Consider the following 18,808-nt stretch of genomic DNA (forward strand, 5'->3'; position numbering starts at 1 on the left):
GCGTCGCTGTGCGGTTCGGAGGCGCCGGTATCGGCCAGCGAAGCGGGTTCATAGTCCATATCGTCCGCTACATTGGTCGCAAGGCGAAACAGTTCAAGCCGTGCAGCGCAGGGCGGAGAAGAGCCGCCGGTGCCGCTCGACGATCCGGGCGATAGCCTCCGGCTGTGTCGCCGCGTCCCACACGCCGCGCTCGAACGTGCCGCCGAGGATGATGCCGTCGGCGCGCGGGAACATGTAGCCTGCCGATCCGGTATAGGCGTAGCGGATCTCCGGCTGGGGCAGCAGCACGGCGAGCTGGCCGCGGATCGGGGTCAGCTCGGTGTCGCCGAACAGGCCGTGGGCGCCGAGGCCGGTGCAGTTGAAGACCAGGGTTTCGAGAAGGGAGGCGATGTCGGTCGGCGCGTGGAATTCGCGCACCCGGATGACGCCGCCGGCGATCTGGATGTCGCGCTGGAGCTGGAAGAGGAAGCGGCCGGTTTCGACATACATGGTGTCGAAGGCGATGATATTGCCGGTTGGGAAGGGGTGCTCGTCGCGCCCGAGGCGGCGGGCGGCGGGATGGTAGCGGTCCGGCTCGCCGTCCCCGCCGCTTTCGGCATAGGTGGTGAGCCAGCGGACGCCGCTATCTTCGCCGATCATGATCTGGAAGCGGCGCCAGCTATAGTCGAGCGCGGCTTCCAGCTGGGCGCGCCAGGCGGACGTCACCGCGCTGTCGCGATAATGGCCATAGGGGCTCCACTGGCCGCCGGCGATGTTGGAGGTCGTGTCGGGCGGCAGCGCCTTGGCGTAGATCGTGACCGGGAAGCCCGCTTCCTGCACCAGCCGCGCGGTGGTGAGCCCGACCGCGCCGGCGCCGATCACCGCGACCGGGCCTTGATGCCCTTGCAGCCCCAGCTCCACGGCCAGCTTCGACGTGCCCCAGCACAAGGTGATGCCGGCGCCGCCATGGCCGTAATTGTGGACGAGGCGTTTGTCCCCCAGCGCCTCGGCGCGGACCACGAAGCCGGAGGCGCGATAGGGGCGCAGGCCGGCGACGGTGCGGATCACCCGATTGGGCGCGACATTGACTGGCGGCAGGCAGCCGCGCGGGGCGGCCGGCGACACGGCATTGGTGGTGACGCAGCCGGGCAGGGCCAGCGCCGAAGCGGCGGAACCGAGAAAGGCACGGCGGCGAAGCGCGTACATGACCGGACCCTAGCCGGGTTCACGCGCTCCCATCAACGGCCTCCCGGCGTCAGCCGCCGCCCTGGACGATCTCCTGCCCCGTCGCCTCGCGCCAGGCCGCATCGACCAGCGGGCGGGCCCAATATTGATCGAACCAGCGGCCGAGCCAGGGATCGCCGCCGGTGAACACAGCCTTGTGTTCCGCGAGATCGATGCGTTCCCGAATCGCGGCCGGCTCCAGCCCCTCGGCGGCGAGCGGGGCGACCTGTTCGCGGACGGCGGCGAGCAAGGCGGTCAGCCGGTCGAGATAGACATGGTCGCGCTGGGCGACGCCGTGGCCGGGCACCAGGATCGCGAAATCGAGCGCGCGGATGCGGGCCAGCGTCTCGATCCAGTCGCCGGCATGGCTGCCGAAGCCGAAGGGCACGGGGGCGACGACGACGTCGCCGGTCGCGACGATCCGCTGGCGGGGCAGCCAGGCGATCGCGTCGCCGTCGGTATTGGCGCGGCCGAGATGCAGGATCTCGACCGGCACGTCCGGATCGTCCAGCACCAGCCGGTCGGCGAAGCTGTCCGTCGGCGGCACGACGAATGCGCCACCCATGTCCCCACGCAAGGTCTGGAACGCGTTCCAGGTGCGCGCGAAGCCGGCGCGTTCCGCTTCGCTCAGGCTTTCGTCGGCGAGATTGCGGCGCAGGAAGGCGATGGCGCCTTCGCCCTGCTGCTGCATCGCCCGATCGAATTCGGCGTCCGGCGCGCCCTGCGGATAGTTCGCCATCGGCGTCCCGGTCATGTGCGCGGCGGTGCGCTCATGGGCGATGATCCGCGCGTCGGGCCAGGCGGCGCGGATCGCGGGAAGACCGAGATAGTGATCGCCATGCCAGTGCGTGACGATCACTGTCTTGACCAGCTTCGCGCTGACCGAGCGGACCAGATCGGCGATGCGGCGGCCCGAGCCGGGCGAGCCACCGGCATCGACCAGCACCAGCCCGTCCGCCTGCTCGATCACCGTGACATTGCCGACCGGCTGCGGCTGGAAAGGCTCGGCCTGGCGGATCAGCCAGACGCGCGGCGCCAGCGGCTCGATCGTCTCGATATGCCCGGTCGAGGGCGCTACCGCCGGCGCATCCGCGGCGTGAAGGGAAACGGGCGCGGCGACGGCGAACAGGCCGGCGCCGAGGGCAAGCAAGGTCAGCTTCGGAAACCGATGCAACACATCCTCCTGTTGGTGTATTGCATCGACAATACGGAATAAGGACGCGATGTAAACCCCGTTGCGGGAGGGTAATGACCGGCGCGGCGGTCAGGCCGCGCCCTCGATCGCCTCCAGCGTCACATTGTCGTTGGTATAGACGCAGATGTCGGCGGCGATCTTCATCGCCTTGCGGGCGATCGCCTCGGCGTCCTCCTCATAGTCGTAGAGCGCGGTCGCGGCGGCGAGGGCGAAATTGCCGCCCGAGCCGATCGCGGCGACGCCGGAGGCCGGCTCCAGCACGTCGCCATTGCCGGTGAGGATCAGGGTCACGTCCCTGTCGGCGACGATCATCATCGCCTCCAGGTTGCGCAGATACTTGTCGGTGCGCCAGTCCTTGGCGAGCTCGACGGCGGCGCGCATGAGCTGGCCGTTATGCTGCTCCAGCTTGCGCTCCAGCCGCTCGAACAAAGTGAAGGCGTCGGCGGTCGCGCCGGCGAAGCCCGCCACCACCTTGCCGTCCCCGATCCGGCGGACCTTCTTCGCATTGGGCTTGATCACCGTCGATTGCAGCGACACCTGCCCGTCGCCGGCGACCACCGCCTTGCCGTTCTTGCGCACGCCGACGATCGTCGTGCCATGCCAGCTTTCCATAAGTCCCTCGCTCCTTGCTTGCGGGCTATGTGGGACGGGAGCGGCGACGGCGCAACTCAATCGGCTGGCGTGGCCTCCTCGTAATGCGCGTGGAGGCGCTGGACATTGGCCCAGAAGGGCGTGCGTTCGGCGTCTTCCAGGATTTCCTGCAGCACGGTGAGATGGGCGTGCCAGCCGCCGGAGACGCCGACCAGTTGCCCGCGATCGGGCAGGCGGCGGTTGGTGAGGACGAGGCGGACCTTGTCGCCTACTTCCGAAAGCTCGAAGCTGACCTCGCTTTCGCTGGACTCCTCGCCCCAGGTGTGGACGAGCAGGTGCGGCGGCTCGACCCGGATGATATGGCCTTTCATCCGGTGCTCCTTGTCGCCGCCCCATTTGGCGGGCGCGACCTCGCCGGGCAAGGCGAGCTGCCAGTTGCGCCAGACATAGTTCATCGCGCCGCCGGGGCGCAGATCCATGTCGCCGGCCGCGAGCCACTTCGCCCGCTTGTCGGACTCGGTGAGATACGACCAGACCCGCTCGATCGGGCCGGGGAGCAGGCGCTCGAAGCGGACCGTGCCGGCTTCGGTGATGACGCCATGGGGAGCTGTGTCGGTCATTCAAATTTCTCCATCTTCGTCCAGAGCGCGCTCGAGGGCGTCGAGGCGGCCGCCCCAGAAATTGCGCATGCGTTCGAACCAGCGCTCCATCTCGGCGAAGCCGTCGGGGTCGAGGCTGTAGATGCGGCGCTGGCCGTCCACCCTGACCCGCACGAGACCTGCCTCGCGCAGCGTCTTCAGATGCTGCGAGACGGCCGGGGCGCTGATCGGGAAGCCTTCGCCGATCGCTCCGGCGGTGCGCGCGCCCGTGCCCAGCAGCTCGACGATGGCGAGGCGGGTGGGATCGGCGAGGGCTGCGAATCGGTTCATGCAGATATAATTCGTATTTCACTTAATTAAGTCAATACGAAACTACAGGCGTTCGCTGCCGTCCGGCCGTATACCGGCATCGGCCGCCTTGCGCCCGGCAGGGGAGGAGCCGAATTCGTAGCCGATCACCGTCGAGCCCCAGCCCAGCACGAGGCCGAGCGCGAGCAGCAGGGGCTCGCGATTGCCCTCCGGGATCGGGACGAAATAGAGGCCGGCGAGGCCGAGCAGCCCGCCGACCAAGGCAACGAGGCCGAGCAGGACGCGATAAGGGCCGCCTTCGCGCGGGGCGGGCTGGGAGATGGGCTGGATATCCATGAGTGCTTCCTTTCAAAACGCTCGGATAACCCATCTGGTTATCTGTAGGAAAACGGAAATGCCGGAACGGCGATCGGTCAGGACTGCAGACGGGCCTCAGCCATTCGCCTCCGCCACGATCTTCAGCCACGCCGCCTCGTCGATCACCTCGATGCCGAGCTCGGCGGCCTTCTTGAGCTTCGAGCCCGCGCCCGGGCCGGCGACGACCAGGTCGGTCTTGGTCGAGACCGAGCCGGCCGCCTTGGCGCCGAGGGCCTCGGCCTGCGCCTTGGCTTCGTCGCGGGAGATGGTCTCCAGGCTGCCGGTGAAAACCACGGTCTTGCCCGTGACGGGAGAATCGCGGGTTTCGACGCGGAAGTCGGGTGGGTGAACCTCGGCGAGCAGATCGTTCCATGCCTCGATATTGTGGGGCTCGTGGAAGAAATCGCCGAGCGCGCCGACCACCGCGCCGCCGACGCCGTCGATGCCGGTCAGTTCGGCCAGCGCGTCCTCGTCGCCGGCGCGCGCCGCTACAGCCGCTTCGCGGAGGCGCGGCAAGGTGACGAGATTCTTCATCAGGTCGCGGGCGGTGACGTTGCCGATATGGCGGATGCCGAGGCCGAACAGGAGGCGGGCGGCGTCCGGCTTCCTCTTGTCCTCGATGGCTTTGAGCAGGGCATCGACGGATTTTGCCTGCCAGCCGTCGCGGCCGACCAGTTCGTCGCGGTGGCGGCTGAGGCGGAAGATGTCGGCCGGCTCGTTCAGCCAGCCCAGTTCCAGGAATTCGGCGATGCTCTTCTCGCCCAGCCCCTCGATGTCGAGCGCGCCGCGCGAGACGAAATGGCGCAGCCGCTCGAAACGCTGGGCGGGGCAGATCAGGCCGCCGGTGCAGCGCACGTCGACCTCGCCTTCCGCCGCCACCGCCTCGCTGCCGCATTCGGGGCAATGATCGGGGAAGGGGAAGGGATCGCCGGGCGCGTCGCGGGTGAGATTCTCCACCACCTGCGGGATGACGTCGCCGGCGCGCTGGATCACCACCCGGTCGCCGGGCCGCACGCCCAGCCGGGCGATCTCGTCGCGATTGTGCAGCGTGACGTTGGAGACGACGACGCCGCCGACCGTCACCGGCTCCAGCCGCGCGACGGGGGTCAGCTTGCCGGTGCGGCCGACCTGGATGTCGATGGCGTTGACGGTGGTCTGCGCCTGTTCCGCCGGGAATTTGTGCGCGATCGCCCAGCGCGGCGCGCGTCCAACGGAGCCGAGCCGGCCTTGCCAGTCGAGCCGATCCACCTTGTAGACGACGCCGTCGATGTCGAAGGGCAGATCGGCTCGCGCCGCCTCGATGGTGCGGTAATGGGCGATGAGGGCGTCCAGATCCTCGACGCGGACGAGGCGGTCGTTGACCGGCAGGCCCCAGGACTCGATCGCCTTCATGACGCCATATTGGGTGTCGGCGGGCAAAGCCGACGCCTCGCCCCAGCCATGCGCCAGGAAGCACAGCGGCCGTGAGGCGGTGATCGCGGCGTCCTTCTGGCGCAGCGAACCGGCGGCGGCGTTGCGCGGATTGGCGAACTGGCGCGCCTTTTCGGGGTCTTCGGCCTCGGCGAGCAGACGAGCGTTGAGCGCGGCGAAATCCGCCTTGGCCATATAGACCTCGCCGCGGATCTCGAAGATGTCGGTGACCTCATATAGCCCTTCCTCTTCAGGGGAGGGGCTAAGGAACTGCGGAATATCCGCGATGGTCCGCACATTGGGCGTCACGTCCTCGCCCGTCGTGCCGTCGCCGCGCGTGGCGGCGAGGACGAGCCGCCCTTTCTCGTAGCGCAGCGAGCAGGAGAGGCCGTCGATCTTCGGCTCGGCGGTGAGCGCGACGGGGGCGTCCGGGGCGAGCTTCAGGTAGCGCCGCACGCGCGCGACGAACTCCGCCACTTCCTCGTCCGCGAAGGCGTTGTCGAGGCTGAGCATCGGCAAAGCATGGGTGACTTTCGCGAGATTGCCCGCGGGCGCCGCGCCCACCTGCCGGGACGGGCTGTCGGGGCGCACCAGATGCGGAAACTCCGCCTCCAGCGCCGCATTTTCCCGCATCAGCGCGTCATAGTCGGCGTCGGAAATCTCCGGCGCGTCGTCGGCATGGTAGAGCCGGTTGTGCCGCGCGATCTCCTTCGCGAGGCGCATCAGGCGATTGGCGGCCTCGGCTTCGGTCATGCCGCCTCCAGCAATCGCGTCGCCTGCGCCCGCGCCTCGTCCGTCACTTCGGCGCCGGAGAGCATGCGGGCGATCTCCTCGCGGCGCTCGGCTTCGCCCAGCAGGTGGACGCCGGTGCGGGTGACGACGCCGTCATGGCTCTTTTCGATGAAGAGGTGCCGCGCGCCGCGGGCGGCGACCTGGGGCGAGTGGGTGACGACGAGGACCTGGCCCGCTTCGGCGAGGCGGTGCAGCCGCTCGCCGACCGCGCTGGCGACGGCGCCGCCGACGCCCCGGTCGATCTCGTCGAAGATCATCGTGGTGGCGCCGCCCTCCTCGGCCAACGCCACCTTGAGAGCGAGGATGAAGCGGCTGAGCTCGCCGCCCGAGGCGATCTTCGTGAGCGGGCCGAAAGGCGCGCCGGGATTGGTCGAGATTTCGAAGGCGACCCTGTCGATGCCGGCGGCGGAGGGCTCGGCAGGTTCGATCACGGTGCGGAAGCGGGCGGCGTCGAGCTTGAGCGGGGCCAGCTCGGCGGCGACGGCGGCGTCGAGCCGGGTGGCGGCGGCGCGGCGGGCGTGGCTCAGCGCCTCGGCGACGTGGTCGTAATCGCCGCGCGCGGCGGCGAGATCGGCTTCCAGTCGGGCGAGGCGTTCGCCGCCCGATTCGATCATGGCGAGCTTGGCGGACAGGTCCGCGCGCAGGCCGGGCAAAGCGTCGGGCTCGACCCGGTGCTTGCGGGCGAGCGCGCGGATCTCGAACAAACGGGCCTCGGCCTCCTCGAGCCGGGCGGGATCGAAGGTGAGAGCCTCGGCGGCGCGCTCCAGCGCGGTTTCGGCGTCGCACGCCTCGATCACGGCGCGGTCGAGCGCGGCCAGCGCCTCGGCGAGAAGGGGGTGCTCTCCCGCGATCCGGTCGAGCCGGCGGGCCGCCTGGCGGAGCTGGGCCAGGCCGCCTTCGGAGCCTTGCAGCAGGCCGTTCAGAGTCTCCAGCTCGTCGCCCAGCTTCGCGCCGGACTGCATGGTGGCGCGCAGGGTGGCGAGGGTCTCCTCCTCGCCGGGCTGGGGATCGAGCTTCGCCAGCTCGTCGACCGCATGGGTCAGCCATTCGCGGTCGCGCTCCGCCTCGTCATGGACGCGGCGGGCCTCGGCCAGCGACTCCTCGGCGGCGCGGACTTGGGCGAAGGCGGCGGCGACCGGGGCGGCGTCGAGCGCGCCGTACGTGTCGAGCAGGACGCGGTGGCCGCGCGGGTTGAGCAGGCCGCGCTCGTCATGCTGGCCGTGGATCTCGACGAGCAGGGCGCCCAGCTCGCGCAGCAGGCCGGCCGAGACGGACTGGTCGTTGACGAAGGCGCGGCTGCCGCCGTCGGCGCGCACAAGGCGGCGGATGACGAGCGGCTCGCCAGGCTCGGCGGCGAGGCCGTTCTCGTCGAGCAGGGCCAAAGCGGCATGGGCGGCGGGAAGCTCGAAGGCGACGCTGACGCTCGCCTGCGTCTGGCCGGCGCGCACCAGGCCGCTGTCGGCCCGTTCGCCGAGCGCCAGGCCGAGCGCGTCGAGCAGGATCGACTTGCCGGCGCCCGTCTCGCCGGTCAGCACGCCCAGCCCGGACGCGAATTCCAGGTCGAGCGTTTCGATGAGGACGACGTCGCGGATCGACAGGCCGGTCAGCATGAACCGGTCTCTGCCATTGCCGGGTTCAGCCGATCAAGATGCCGGCGTGGTCGCCGGCTCTTCCGCCACTGCGGCCGGGGCGGGCGCCGGCATCGCCGCCGCCCCGCGCCGGTCGTGGCGCTGCATCAGATCGTAGGCGCGCTGATACCAGCGGGTTTCGGGATAATTGGCGCCGAGCACGGCGGCGCTGCGCTGCGCCTCTTCGGGAATGCCGAGCGCAAGGTAGGATTCGGTGAGGCGCATCAACGCTTCCGGCGTGTGGCTGGTCGTTTGATAATCGTCGATCACGCTGCGGAAGCGGATGATCGAGGCGAGCCAGCGATTGCGGCGCTGGTAGAAGCGGCCGATCTCCATCTCCTTGCCGGCGAGATGGTCGTTGACCAGATCCACCTTGATGCGCGCATCGGCGGCATAAGGCGTGCCCGGATAGCGGCGGATCAGCTCGCCCAGCGCGTCGAGCGCCTGGCGGGTGATCGCCTGATCGCGAGTCACGTCGCTGATCTGCTCGTAATAATTCAGGGAAATCAGGTAGAGCGCATAAGGCGCGTCGCGGTTGCCCGGATGGATCGACAGGAAACGCCGCGCCGATTCGATCGACTTGGTGTGATCGCCCGCGGCATAATAGGAAAAGGCGCTCATCAGCTGCGCGCGGCGCGCCCAGACCGAATAGGGATGCTGGCGCTCGACCTCGTCGAAGATCGCGGCGGCCTGTGCATAATTGCGCCGTTCCAGCCGGGTGAAGGCGGCATTGTAGAGCGTGTTCACGTCGCGCGCGACGTAACGCTGGTCGATCTTGGTGCGCCCGCCGCCGCCCAGCGTGCCGCAGGCGGCGAGCGGAACGATCGCGGCGACGGCGATGGCGAGGACAAGGGGGCGGGGAAAGCTGTGCATGGCGGGCTTCTTAGCGGAGCCTCAACGCGAGGCCAAGCGGACTTCGCGCATCCCTTTCGCCGGCTGAACGACAGTTTAACGGACGCGCCTTAACCCGGCGATAGGCGACCTGTGGTACGGCGCGCGCGATGCTTCGCGTGCTTACTCTTTCGACTCTCTTCCCCCATGCGGCGCGGCCGACGCTGGGCGTGTTCGTCGAGCGCCAGACGCTGGAGCTGGCGGCGCGCGACGACGTGGCGCTGGAAGTGGTGTCGCCGGCCGGCCTGCCGGCCTGGCCGCTGTCGCGCCATCCGCATTATGCTTCGCTCGCAGGATTGCCGGAGACCGAGGACTGGAAAGGACTCGCCGTCCATCGTCCACGCTATCGCGTCTGGCCCCGCATCGGGCAGGCGGGAGCGGCGCGGCGCATGGCCGATGCCGTGCTGCCGGTGCTGCGCGAGATCAGGGCGCGCTTCCCCTTCGACGTGATCGATGCCCAGTTCTTCTGGCCGGACGGGCCGGCGGCGGTCCGGCTTGGCCGGGCGCTTGGCGTGCCGGTCTCGATCAAGGCGCGGGGCAGCGATATCCACGTCTGGGGCATGCGGCCGGGGATCGGCGAGCAGGTGATCGCGGCGGGGCGGGCGGCGGACGGCCTGCTCGCGGTCAGCGCGGCGCTGAAGCGGGACATGGCGGCGCTCGGCATGCCGGACGACCGTATCCGGGTCCATCATACCGGCATCGACCTTGAGCGCTTCCGCCCGGCCGACCGCGCGGCGGCGAAGGCCAGGCTCGGCGTGGACGGGCCGCTGCTGATCGGCGTCGGCGCGCTGGTCGAGCGCAAGGGGCATCATCTGACGATTGAGGCTTTGCGGCGGCTACCCGGCGCAACGCTGATCGTGGTCGGCGACGGCCCGGAGCGGGCGGGGCTGGCGCGGCGCGCAGCGCGACTCGGAGTCGAGGACCGGGTGCGCTTTGTCGGCAACCGACCGCATGCGGAACTGCCCGCTTTGTTCGCCGCAGCCGATGCGAGCGTGCTGCCGACGGTGTCCGAGGGGCTTGCCAATGCCTGGGTCGAATCGCTGGCCTGCGGCACGCCGGTCGTCACCTGCGACGTGGGCGGTGCGCGGGAGATCATCGACGGACCGGCGGCGGGGCGGCTTGTCGCACGCAATGCCGAATCGATCGCCGGCGCAGTCGCCGAGCTGCTCGCCGCGCCGCCCGATCCGGCCGAGGTGCGCCGCGTCGCCGAACGATTCGGCTGGGACTGGAACCGGGACGAATTGTTCGCGCATCTGTGCGGGCTGGCACGGCGGAGCTGAGGGCGTTCAGCCTTCGTCCATATTGGTGAGGCTATCGAAGACGCTTGAGGGCGGCGTTCTTCCCTAGAGGCGTCGCCCGACTTGCATCCGGCGCCTGTCCGGCTCGCCTCTCCCTCGCGATCAAGCCCTTGCGCGGCCCATGAAAAGCTGTGAACCTTCGCGTTCATGCGACTCTTCGGGGAAGGGGAGGCGTTGCGCCATCCGATTCATCGTTCGAGCCGTCTCGCGCGCCCGTGACTTGTCTTATTTGAGTCATCGGGCCGACATAGCTGGGGGCGTCATGGCCCGGTTCGGGGAGGGATTCGGTTTCGTCGATGCGCCTGGAGACTGATCCGCGCACCGCCCGGCTGTTCGGCCGGCTGTCCCGCCCGACTCCCGCGACCGTGCTGGAGCTGGCGCTGATCGGGCTCGTCGCGGTGCAGGCGGCGCGGCTGGTCTGGACGACCGTGACGCCGCTCGGCCCGCTCGGCGACTGGCAGGCGCCCGCCGCGCTGACGGGACCGGCGCAAGGCGGCGCGCTCGGCAGCTTCGATCCCTTCTTCCGGCTCGCCGAGGGCGGGCCGGCGGTGATAACCGGGCTCAACCTGCAATTGTTCGGCGTGCGCGAGGACCGGGCGACCGGCCGGGGATCGGCGATCGTCCAGCTGCCCGACGGCAGCCAAAGCAGCTTCGCGGTGGGCGAGGAGATCATGCCCGGCGTGACGCTGGTCGCGGTCGGTTTCGACAGCATCACGATCGACCGGGGCGGCACGCGCGAGCAGCTCTTCCTCGACCAGTCCACGCCCGCGCCCGCAGCGGCGCCGACCGGCGAGACCACGGCGACGCAGGTGCCGGTTCCCGTCATCTCGGCCACGCCCCAAGCCGCGCCGGGCGCCGCGCCGCTGCGTTTCGAGCCGCGCGTCGGCGAGAACCAGATCGACGGCCTGACCGTTGCGCCGGGCGGCGACGGCGGGGCCGCCTTCCGGGCCGCCGGCTTCCAGCCCGGCGACGTGATCGTCGCGGTGAACGGCCAGCGCGTCACCTCGTCCGCCCAAGCCGAGCAGGCGCTGCGCGCCGGGGTCGGCACGGCGACGCTGACCGTCGAGCGGGGCGGCCGCAACGTGCAGATTTCGGTGAGGTTCTAGGTGAAGCGTTTTTCCATCGCTCTGGCATTGGCGCTGGCCGCCACCTCGCTCGCACCCGTCGCGCCCGCGTCCGCGCAATATGTGCTGAACCTGCGCGAGGCGGACGTGCGCGCCTTCATCCAGGATGCGTCGCGGGTGACGGGGCGGACCTTCATCATCGATCCGGCGGTGCAGGGGCGCGTTTCGGTCGTCACCGAGCGCCCGCTGTCGCGCAGCGAATATTTCGAGCTGTTCCTCTCCACCCTGCGCGCCAACGGCTATGTCGCGGTGCCGGCGGCCGGCGGGGCGCTGCGGGTGCAGCCGGTGGCGGGCGCGTCCGCCTCGGCCCCGCTCGGCGGATCGCAGCGGGCGGGTACGAGCGGCTTCGTCACCGAGATTTTCCGGGTGCGCCGGGTGGACGCGGCGGCGGCGGTCGAGACGCTGCGCCCGCTGGTCAGCCGCGACGGGTCGATCACGGCCGGACGCGGATCGATCATCGTCTCCGACTTCGCCGACAATGTCCGCCGGGTGCGCGCGGCGCTCGCCCAGATCGACGTGGACAGCGCCGTCACCCGGCTGATCGGCCTCGACAATGCCGGCGCGCGCGAGATCGCCGCCGCCTTGCGCGAGCTGGCTGGCGAAGGCGTTTCGGTCGTGCCGGTGGACAGCGCCAATTCGATCGCACTGCGCGGCGACGCGGCCTCGATCGCGCAACTGGCCACAATCGCGCACGAACTGGACGCGCGGGCGGCGAGCGGCAGCGAGATCCGCGTCGTCTTCCTCGAACATGCCGACGCCGAGCAATTGCTGCCGGTTCTCCAGACCCTGTTGGGCCAGACCGCGACCCAGCCGATGACATCGCCGCGGCCGGCGGCGCGCAATCCCTCCGGCCGCAGCACGAGCGGCGGGCCCAGCATGGCGGGCGACAGCTCCGCCCCGGCGCCGGCTGCGCCGGTTGCCGCCGCGCCCGCCGGGGAAGCGCCGCTCGCCGCGCGCAGCGCCACCGTCACCCGCTTCGCCGGGGCCAATGCGATCGTCATCTCGGCGACGCCGGACATACAGCGGATGCTGGGCGAAGTGATCCGCCAGCTCGACGTGCGCCGCCAGCAGGTGCTGGTCGAGGCGATCATCGTCGAGATTTCGGAAGGCGCGGCGCAGCAGCTCGGCGTCCAGCTCTTCCTGTCGGGACTGCGCGGTTCCAACATCCCCTTCGCCGTCACCAATTATTCCAACATCGCCCCGAACATGAACCTCGTCGCCGGCGCGATCGCGGCAGAGGAGCTGGGCGCTTCGGAGGAATTGACCGAGCAGCTGCGCGACGCCGCGATCGGCAGCCTGGCCGGGGCGACCGGCGGGATCGGCGGCGGCATCATCCGCAGCGGCAACGCGATCTTCGGCGCGATCGTCAACGCGGTGCGCAACGACAACCAATCCAACCTGCTCTCCACCCCGTCGATCATGACTTTGGACAACGAGCAGGCCTATTTCCTGGTCGGCCAGGAAATCCCGATCACCACCGGCGAGGCATTGAGCCCCAATTTCGACAACGCCTTCCGCACCGTGCAGCGCCAGAATGTCGGCATCACGCTGGAGGTCCGGCCGCAGATCAATGCCGGTGGTTCGATCCGGCTCGACATCCGCCAGGAGGTGAGCTCGATCGCCGGGCGGCTTTCGACCACCAATCCCGAGATCATCCTCAACAAGCGCGAGCTGGAGACGACGATCACGGTGGACGACGGCGAGATCGTCGGGATCGGCGGGCTGCTGGACGAGAATGAGCGGCGCACGCTGGAGCGCGTGCCTGTGCTCGGCGACATCCCGATCATCGGCCAGCTCTTCCGTTCGCGCGGGCGGGAGCGGGCGCGGACCAATCTGATGGTCTTCATCCGGCCGACGATCATGCGCACCGCCGCCGATGCGCGGGCGATGAGCGCACGTCGCTACGATTATGCGCGCGGCCAGCAATTGCTCGGCAATCCGGACCGCGAGCCCTCGCTGGACGAGCTGGTGCGCGATTATCTCGGCACCGTGCCGCCATCGGCGAGCGCACCGGGGCCGCAGGACCAGGTGGTGACGCCGGTGGAGGTTCCGCCGAGCGCGGCCGAACCGCGATGAGGATCGCGCGCGGCGAGGAGAGCGAGACGGCCATCCCCGCCGAAGCGCCGGCGCGCATCCCCTATGCCTTCGCCCGCCGCCACGGCTTCGCCGCGACCGGCGAGACCGAGGGGCGGCTGGACGTCGCGATGCGGGAAGGGGCGGACCCGGCGAACATCGTCGAGCTCAGGCGCTTCCTCGCCCGGCCTTTCGCGCTCCAGCCGGTCAGCGCGCCGGACTTCGACCGGCTGCTCTCCGATCTCTACGGCGCCGGGGCGGGGGTCGCGGCGGACGCGGCCGATTCGCTCGGCTTCGGCGACGATCTCGGCCATCTCGCCGCCGCTTTGCCCAGCGCCGACGACCTGCTCGACACGTCCGACGACGCGCCGGCCATCCGCCTGATCAACGGCATCATCGCCGATGCCGCGCGTCAGGGCGTCAGCGACATCCATATCGAGCCCTACGAGACCGGGCTGGTCGTCCGGATGCGGATGGACGGCGTGCTGCGCGAAACGCTGCGCATGCCGCCCCATGTCGCGCCGGTCGTGGTGAGCCGCGTCAAGGTGATGGCCCGGCTCGACATCGCCGAACGCCGGTTGCCGCAGGACGGGCGGATCGGGCTGACGCTGGGCGGCAAGCTGATCGACGTGCGCGTGTCCACTTTGCCGAGCCGGGCGGGCGAGCGGGTCGTGCTGCGTATCCTCGACAAGGACAATGCCGGCATCGGGCTCGACCAGATCGGCATGAGCGACGCGGTGAAGCGCCTGTTCACCGAGGCGCTGGGCGAGCCGAACGGGATCGTGCTCGTCACCGGGCCGACCGGATCGGGCAAGACGACGACGCTCTATGCCGGCCTCAAGCTCTTGAACGACGGGAGCCGCAACATCCTCACCGTCGAAGACCCGGTCGAATATGCGGTGGACGGGGTCGGCCAGACGCAGATCAATCCGCAGGTTGGGCTGACCTTCGCGACGGGCTTGCGCGCCATCCTGCGGCAGGATCCGGACACGGTGATGGTCGGCGAGATCCGCGACCGCGAGACGGCGGAGATCGCCGTGCAGGCGGCGCTGACCGGGCATCTCGTCCTCTCCACCGTCCACACCAACGATTCGGTCGGCGCGATCACGCGGCTCAGGGACATGAAGGTCGAGCCCTTCCTGATCGCCTCGACGGTGCGCGCGGTGCTCGCCCAGCGGCTGGTGCGGCGGCTGTGCGCCGAATGCCGGCGCCCGGTCGAAGCGGTCGGCTCCCTCGCCGAAACGCTGGGGATCGCGGCGGGGGCGACGGTCTATGAGCCGGTCGGCTGCCCGGCCTGTGCGAACAGCGGCTACAGGGGCCGGATCGGCCTGTTCGAAGCGGTGAAGGTGGACGAGACGATCCGGCGCCTGATCAATGCCGGCGACGACGAGGCCGCGATCGCCGGCCATGCCTTCCGCGCCGCGCCGACCCTTTCCGGCGCGGCGCGGGAGCTGGTGCTGGCCGGCACGACCAGTCCGGAGGAGGCGGTGCGCGTGTCGCGGCATGAGGGCGGCGATGCCTGATTTCGCCTGGGTCGGCCTCGACACGGCGGGCCGCGAGCGACGCGGATCGCTGCGCGCCGACAGCGCCGATGCGGCCAAGGCGCAGCTCAGGGAGCGGCGGCTCTATGTCGTGCGAATCGAGCCCGCCACCGAGGCGGCGGCCGGGCCGCCCTTGCTCTCGCGCGGGCTGATCGCGCGGCGGCGGCTTTCGGCCAAGCAGCTCACCCTCTTCACCCGCCAGCTCGCGACGCTCGCCCAGGTCGCGCCGCTGGAGGAGGCCCTGCGCACTTTGTCGCGCCAATCCGAGCGCGAGGACGAACAGCGCATTCTGGGCAATGTCCATGCCGGCGTGGTCGAGGGGCGGCGGCTGGCCGACGCGATGGGACGCGAGGCGAAGAGCTTTCCGCCGCTCTACCGTGCGATGGTCGCGGCGGGCGAGGGATCGGGGACATTGCCGTCGATCCTGGAGCGGCTGGCCAACCTGCTGGAGCGGCAGGCGCAGATCCGGGGCAAGGTGCTCTCCACGCTCGCCTATCCGATCGTGCTGGCGGTGGTGGCGGCGTTCGTCGTCTTCGCGCTGATGATCTTCGTCGTGCCCAAGGTGGTCGAGCAATTCCAGGATGTGGGCCAGCAATTGCCCTTGCTCACCCGGATCGTGATCGGGATTTCGAATTTCCTCGCCAACTGGTGGTGGGTGCTGCTGCTCGGCCTCGCGCTTGCCGTCTTCCTTGGCGGGCGGGCGCTCAAGGAGGACGGCATCCGGATGAAGTTCGACGCGGCGCTGCTGAAGCTGCCGATCATCGGGAGGCTGATCCGCGATCTCCACGCGGCGCGGATGGCGCGCACGCTCTCGACGATGATCGCCAGCCGCCTGCCGCTGCTGGAGGGCCTGACGCTCACCACGCAGACCGTCCACAACCGCGTGCTGCGGCAGGCCAGCGCCGAGATCGCCGAGACGGTGCGGACGGGCGGCAGCCTCTCCGGCGCGCTGAGGAAAGCCGGGGTGTTCCCGCCCCTGCTCGTCTATCTCGCGGCGTCGGGCGAGGCCTCGGGCCGGCTCGACATGATGCTGGAGCGCGCCGCCGACTATCTGGAGCGCGAGTTCGATTCCTTCACCTCGACCGCGCTGTCGCTGCTCGAACCTGCTATCATCGTGATCATGGGCGTGATCGTCGCCGTCATCGTGCTGTCGATCCTGCTGCCCATCCTGCAACTCGATACACTCGCCGGAGGAATGTGATGCTTTTGACCCGACTTCGCCGCTGGCGCCGGCGTGCGCGGCAGAATGAGGAGGGCTTCACCCTGGTCGAGATGATGGTGGTGATCGTCATCATCGGCCTGCTCGCCACGATCGTCGTCATCAACGTCATGCCGGCCGCCGACCGCGCCGCCGTCACCAAGGCGCGGGCCGACATCGCGACGCTGGAGCAGGGCGTGGAGATGTACCGGCTCGACAATATGCGCTACCCGACGAGCGAGGAGGGGCTGCAGGCGCTGGTGAACGGCAATTATGTCCGCCGGCTGCCCGACGATCCCTGGAACAATCCCTATCTTTATGCGGCGCCGGGGCCGGAGGGGCGGCCGTTCCGGATCTCCTCGCTGGGCGCGGACGGGCGCGAGGGCGGCGACGGCGACAATGCCGACATCACCAACTGATCCGATCCTGCTGATCTTCGCCGACGGCGGCGGCTGGCTGCGCCTTGGCGCGGACGGCGCGGTGCTGCGCGGCGCGGGCGGCGCGCCGGCGAGCGAACCGGGCGAGGCGGTGGTGCTGGCCGTGCCGGGCAGCGGTGTCGCGGTGCACTGGCTGGAACTGGAGGAAGGGCTGGCCCCGGCCCAGGCCGTGGCGGCGGCGCGGCTGCTGCTGTCCGATCGGGTGGCCTCGCCGCTCGCCGACCTGCATGGCGCCGCGGGCCGGGCGGAGGCAGGGCTGACGCCGGTGGCGATGGTGCCGGCGGCGCGGATGGCGCAATGGCTGGTCGCGGCCGGGGAGATGGGCATAGATCCCGACGCGATCGTGCCCGCGCCGTTCCTGCTCGCCGCGCCTGATACGGGCTATGCGCGGCATAGCGACGATTACCGCGCTGCGGGCGCGGCCTTCACGCTGGAGCCCGAATTGGCCGGGGCGCTGACCGGCGGCGCGCCGGTGATCGAGCTGGACGGGCCGCGCTTCGAGGCGGGGCTGGCGGCGGCGCTCGCCGATCCGGCGATGAATTTGCGGCAGGGGCCGTTCGCGCGGCGGACGCAATGGGCGTCCGACCGGGGCTGGGCGCGGCGCATGGCGCTGCTCGCCGTGGCGCTGGTCGCGCTGACCCTGCTCGCGCAGATCGTCGACATCGTGCGGCACAATCGCGCGGCGGCGCGGCTGGAGGCCGAGGCGGCGGCGCTCGCCGCGCCGGTGGCGGCGTCCGGCCCGCGCGGCTTCGGCGGCGCGGCGGCGATCCTGTTCGAGGCGATAAGGGCGACGCCGAACGCGGAGCTGGCGCGGATCGAATATCGCCCCGACGGCAGCTTCACCCTGAGCATCCATGCCGACAGTCCGGCGACCCTGGCCGCCCTGCGCGGGCGGATCGAGGCGGGCGGCCATGCGGTGGAGCAGGGCGCGGCGGGCAGCGCCGGCGGGCGGCCCGCCACCGACCTGATCGTGCGGCCGTCATGAGCGGGGATTTCAAGCTCTGGTGGGCGGGCCGGACGGCGCGCGAGCGGTGGCTGCTGCTCGTCATGTTCGTGCTGCTGGCGCTCGTGATCGGCTGGCTGGGCATCGTCCGGCCGCTCGGCAATGCGCAGACCGACGCGCGGCTGCGGCTGGAGACGGCGGCGACGGCACTGGCCGAGGCGCGGGCGCGCTCCGCGACGGCCGTGGATACGCCGCGCCCGGCGGCGACGGCGCAGCCGCCGATCGACGCCCTGCTCGCCCGCACCGCGTCCGACGCCGGCTTCGCCAATGCGCGGATCGACGCGCAGGGGCCACTGCGCGCGTCGGTGACGATCGAGGCCGGGCGGCCGCAGGCCCTGTTCGGCTGGATCGGCGCATTGGAGGGGCAGGGCGTGACGGTGGAAGGGCTGCGCGCCCGGCCCAATCAGGACCGGACCATCCAGCTCGAAGCGAATTTCGCGATCCGGAGCGCGCCATGAGGCGGCGGATCGGCTTTTTCGCGGCGGTCTTCCTGCTGGCCCTGGTCGCGACCCTGCCGCTGCGCGTGGCGGTTGGCTGGCTGGGGTTGGACGAGAAGGGGCTCGCGGCGCGCGAGGCGGCGGGGAGCGTGTGGAGCGGGCGGCTGAGCGAGGCGCAGCTCGGCCGGGTGCCGCTGGGCGACCTGTCGGCGCGCCTGAGGGTGTTGCCGCTGCTGATCGGCCAGGCGCGGGTGGCGCTGGCGCGGCCGGGAGAGCTCGATCCGTTCGAAGGTGCACTGACCGCTATGCCGGGTGGCTTCGGCGTCGATGATCTGACCGGAAGGCTGCGGGTCGCGGCCCTGTTCGCGCCATTGCCGATTTCCGCCATCGAACTCGAAGGTGTCAGCGCCGGCTTTTCCGGTGGGCGATGCAGTCGCGCCGAAGGGCAGGTGCGCGCGATGCTGGCGGGCGAGATCGCGGGGATCGGCCTGCCGTCCGGCTTCACCGGCAACGTGGCCTGCGCGGGGGATGCGGTGCTGATCCCGCTCGCCAGCCAGACCGGCATGGAGCGCCTTGCGCTGCGCCTGTTCGCAGACGGCCGCTACCGTATCGACCTCAATATCCGCCCGACCGACGAGACGATGCGCGCCGCGCTCACCGCAGCGGGTTTCGCGCCCGCGAATGGCGGCTTCGCGCGGCACATCGACGGGCGCTTCTGACTC

18 protein-coding genes are annotated in these 18,808 nt (G+C 70.4%); 9 read left to right on the top strand and 9 right to left on the bottom strand.

The window, feature by feature from the left end:
• Window positions 1-93 precede the first annotated feature (93 nt).
• From KF780_06230 to KF780_06270, 9 genes are all read right to left on the bottom strand, one after another.
• Window positions 94-1,185, bottom strand: coding sequence for an FAD-dependent oxidoreductase (locus tag KF780_06230; GenBank protein ID MBX3561394.1), 1,092 nt, complete (start codon window positions 1,183-1,185; stop codon window positions 94-96).
• Window positions 1,186-1,234: 49 nt separating this feature from the next.
• Window positions 1,235-2,377: an MBL fold metallo-hydrolase gene (locus KF780_06235; protein ID MBX3561395.1), complete on the bottom strand. Its 1,143-nt coding sequence runs from the start codon at window positions 2,375-2,377 to the stop codon at window positions 1,235-1,237.
• Window positions 2,378-2,467: 90 nt separating this feature from the next.
• On the bottom strand, window positions 2,468-3,010 hold the full coding sequence (gene hslV, locus KF780_06240; protein ID MBX3561396.1) for an ATP-dependent protease subunit HslV: 543 nt from the start codon (window positions 3,008-3,010) through the stop codon (window positions 2,468-2,470).
• Window positions 3,011-3,066: 56 nt separating this feature from the next.
• A complete protein-coding gene (locus KF780_06245; GenBank protein MBX3561397.1) occupies window positions 3,067-3,609 on the bottom strand; it encodes an SRPBCC family protein in 543 nt (180 codons plus the stop codon).
• Window positions 3,610-3,918, bottom strand: coding sequence for a winged helix-turn-helix transcriptional regulator (locus KF780_06250; protein ID MBX3561398.1), 309 nt, complete (start codon window positions 3,916-3,918; stop codon window positions 3,610-3,612).
• Between the two features lie 42 nt (window positions 3,919-3,960).
• The gene (locus KF780_06255; protein MBX3561399.1) at window positions 3,961-4,233 is read right to left on the bottom strand and encodes a hypothetical protein; all 273 of its coding nucleotides are present in this window, start codon (window positions 4,231-4,233) and stop codon (window positions 3,961-3,963) included.
• 96 nt (window positions 4,234-4,329) lie between these two features.
• Window positions 4,330-6,417 carry an NAD-dependent DNA ligase LigA gene (gene ligA, locus KF780_06260; GenBank protein ID MBX3561400.1) on the bottom strand — a complete coding sequence of 696 codons (2,088 nt, stop codon included), beginning with the start codon at window positions 6,415-6,417 and terminating at the stop codon, window positions 4,330-4,332.
• The gene (recN, locus tag KF780_06265; GenBank protein MBX3561401.1) at window positions 6,414-8,066 is read right to left on the bottom strand and encodes a DNA repair protein RecN; all 1,653 of its coding nucleotides are present in this window, start codon (window positions 8,064-8,066) and stop codon (window positions 6,414-6,416) included. Before recN ends, ligA begins: the two co-directional genes overlap by 4 nt.
• Before the next feature lie 33 nt (window positions 8,067-8,099).
• Window positions 8,100-8,957, bottom strand: a complete 858-nt coding sequence (locus tag KF780_06270; protein ID MBX3561402.1) for an outer membrane protein assembly factor BamD — start codon at window positions 8,955-8,957, stop codon at window positions 8,100-8,102.
• Window positions 8,958-9,085: 128 nt separating this feature from the next.
• Between KF780_06270 and KF780_06275 the strand changes: the two genes are divergently transcribed.
• The 9 genes from KF780_06275 (at window position 9,086) to gspN (ending at window position 18,805) form a co-directional block, all read left to right on the top strand.
• Window positions 9,086-10,255 carry a glycosyltransferase gene (locus KF780_06275; protein ID MBX3561403.1) on the top strand — a complete coding sequence of 390 codons (1,170 nt, stop codon included), beginning with the start codon at window positions 9,086-9,088 and terminating at the stop codon, window positions 10,253-10,255.
• A 314-nt stretch (window positions 10,256-10,569) separates the two neighbouring features.
• On the top strand, window positions 10,570-11,379 hold the full coding sequence (locus tag KF780_06280) for a PDZ domain-containing protein (protein ID MBX3561404.1): 810 nt from the start codon (window positions 10,570-10,572) through the stop codon (window positions 11,377-11,379).
• The gene (gene gspD / locus KF780_06285) at window positions 11,380-13,473 is read left to right on the top strand and encodes a type II secretion system secretin GspD (protein MBX3561405.1); all 2,094 of its coding nucleotides are present in this window, start codon (window positions 11,380-11,382) and stop codon (window positions 13,471-13,473) included.
• Entirely contained in the window at window positions 13,470-14,993 is a 1,524-nt protein-coding gene (gene tadA, locus KF780_06290) for a Flp pilus assembly complex ATPase component TadA (protein MBX3561406.1), read from the top strand. The genes gspD and tadA overlap by 4 nt, the downstream gene beginning before the upstream one ends.
• Window positions 14,986-16,212 (top strand): type II secretion system inner membrane protein GspF, encoded by a 1,227-nt coding sequence (gene gspF / locus KF780_06295; protein ID MBX3561407.1) that lies wholly within the window; start codon window positions 14,986-14,988, stop codon window positions 16,210-16,212. The genes tadA and gspF overlap by 8 nt, the downstream gene beginning before the upstream one ends.
• Window positions 16,212-16,628: a type II secretion system major pseudopilin GspG gene (gene gspG, locus KF780_06300; protein MBX3561408.1), complete on the top strand. Its 417-nt coding sequence runs from the start codon at window positions 16,212-16,214 to the stop codon at window positions 16,626-16,628. The genes gspF and gspG overlap by 1 nt, the downstream gene beginning before the upstream one ends.
• Window positions 16,609-17,631: a general secretion pathway protein GspL gene (locus KF780_06305; GenBank protein ID MBX3561409.1), complete on the top strand. Its 1,023-nt coding sequence runs from the start codon at window positions 16,609-16,611 to the stop codon at window positions 17,629-17,631. The genes gspG and KF780_06305 overlap by 20 nt, the downstream gene beginning before the upstream one ends.
• The gene (locus KF780_06310; GenBank protein MBX3561410.1) at window positions 17,628-18,107 is read left to right on the top strand and encodes a type II secretion system protein M; all 480 of its coding nucleotides are present in this window, start codon (window positions 17,628-17,630) and stop codon (window positions 18,105-18,107) included. Before KF780_06305 ends, KF780_06310 begins: the two co-directional genes overlap by 4 nt.
• A complete protein-coding gene (gene gspN, locus KF780_06315; GenBank protein ID MBX3561411.1) occupies window positions 18,104-18,805 on the top strand; it encodes a type II secretion system protein N in 702 nt (233 codons plus the stop codon). The genes KF780_06310 and gspN overlap by 4 nt, the downstream gene beginning before the upstream one ends.
• Window positions 18,806-18,808 lie beyond the last annotated feature (3 nt).

It is taken from the genome of Sphingomonas sp., from assembly GCA_019635535.1.
GTDB lineage: Bacteria > Pseudomonadota > Alphaproteobacteria > Sphingomonadales > Sphingomonadaceae > Allosphingosinicella.

Bases quoted from the DNA above. Each gene is read 5' to 3' on its own strand.
- KF780_06230 (MBX3561394.1), bottom strand. From the start codon at position 1,185: ATGTACGCGCTTCGCCGCCGTGCCTTTCTCGGTTCCGCCGCTTCGGCG.
- hslV (MBX3561396.1), bottom strand. From the start codon at position 3,010: ATGGAAAGCTGGCATGGCACGACGATCGTCGGCGTGCGCAAGAACGGC.
- KF780_06245 (MBX3561397.1), bottom strand. From the start codon at position 3,609: ATGACCGACACAGCTCCCCATGGCGTCATCACCGAAGCCGGCACGGTC.
- KF780_06250 (MBX3561398.1), bottom strand. From the start codon at position 3,918: ATGAACCGATTCGCAGCCCTCGCCGATCCCACCCGCCTCGCCATCGTC.
- KF780_06255 (MBX3561399.1), bottom strand. From the start codon at position 4,233: ATGGATATCCAGCCCATCTCCCAGCCCGCCCCGCGCGAAGGCGGCCCT.
- ligA (MBX3561400.1), bottom strand. From the start codon at position 6,417: ATGACCGAAGCCGAGGCCGCCAATCGCCTGATGCGCCTCGCGAAGGAG.
- recN (MBX3561401.1), bottom strand. From the start codon at position 8,066: ATGCTGACCGGCCTGTCGATCCGCGACGTCGTCCTCATCGAAACGCTC.
- KF780_06270 (MBX3561402.1), bottom strand. From the start codon at position 8,957: ATGCACAGCTTTCCCCGCCCCCTTGTCCTCGCCATCGCCGTCGCCGCG.
- KF780_06275 (MBX3561403.1), top strand. From the start codon at position 9,086: ATGCTTCGCGTGCTTACTCTTTCGACTCTCTTCCCCCATGCGGCGCGG.
- KF780_06280 (MBX3561404.1), top strand. From the start codon at position 10,570: ATGCGCCTGGAGACTGATCCGCGCACCGCCCGGCTGTTCGGCCGGCTG.
- tadA (MBX3561406.1), top strand. From the start codon at position 13,470: ATGAGGATCGCGCGCGGCGAGGAGAGCGAGACGGCCATCCCCGCCGAA.
- gspF (MBX3561407.1), top strand. From the start codon at position 14,986: ATGCCTGATTTCGCCTGGGTCGGCCTCGACACGGCGGGCCGCGAGCGA.
- gspG (MBX3561408.1), top strand. From the start codon at position 16,212: ATGCTTTTGACCCGACTTCGCCGCTGGCGCCGGCGTGCGCGGCAGAAT.
- KF780_06305 (MBX3561409.1), top strand. From the start codon at position 16,609: ATGCCGACATCACCAACTGATCCGATCCTGCTGATCTTCGCCGACGGC.
- KF780_06310 (MBX3561410.1), top strand. From the start codon at position 17,628: ATGAGCGGGGATTTCAAGCTCTGGTGGGCGGGCCGGACGGCGCGCGAG.
- gspN (MBX3561411.1), top strand. From the start codon at position 18,104: ATGAGGCGGCGGATCGGCTTTTTCGCGGCGGTCTTCCTGCTGGCCCTG.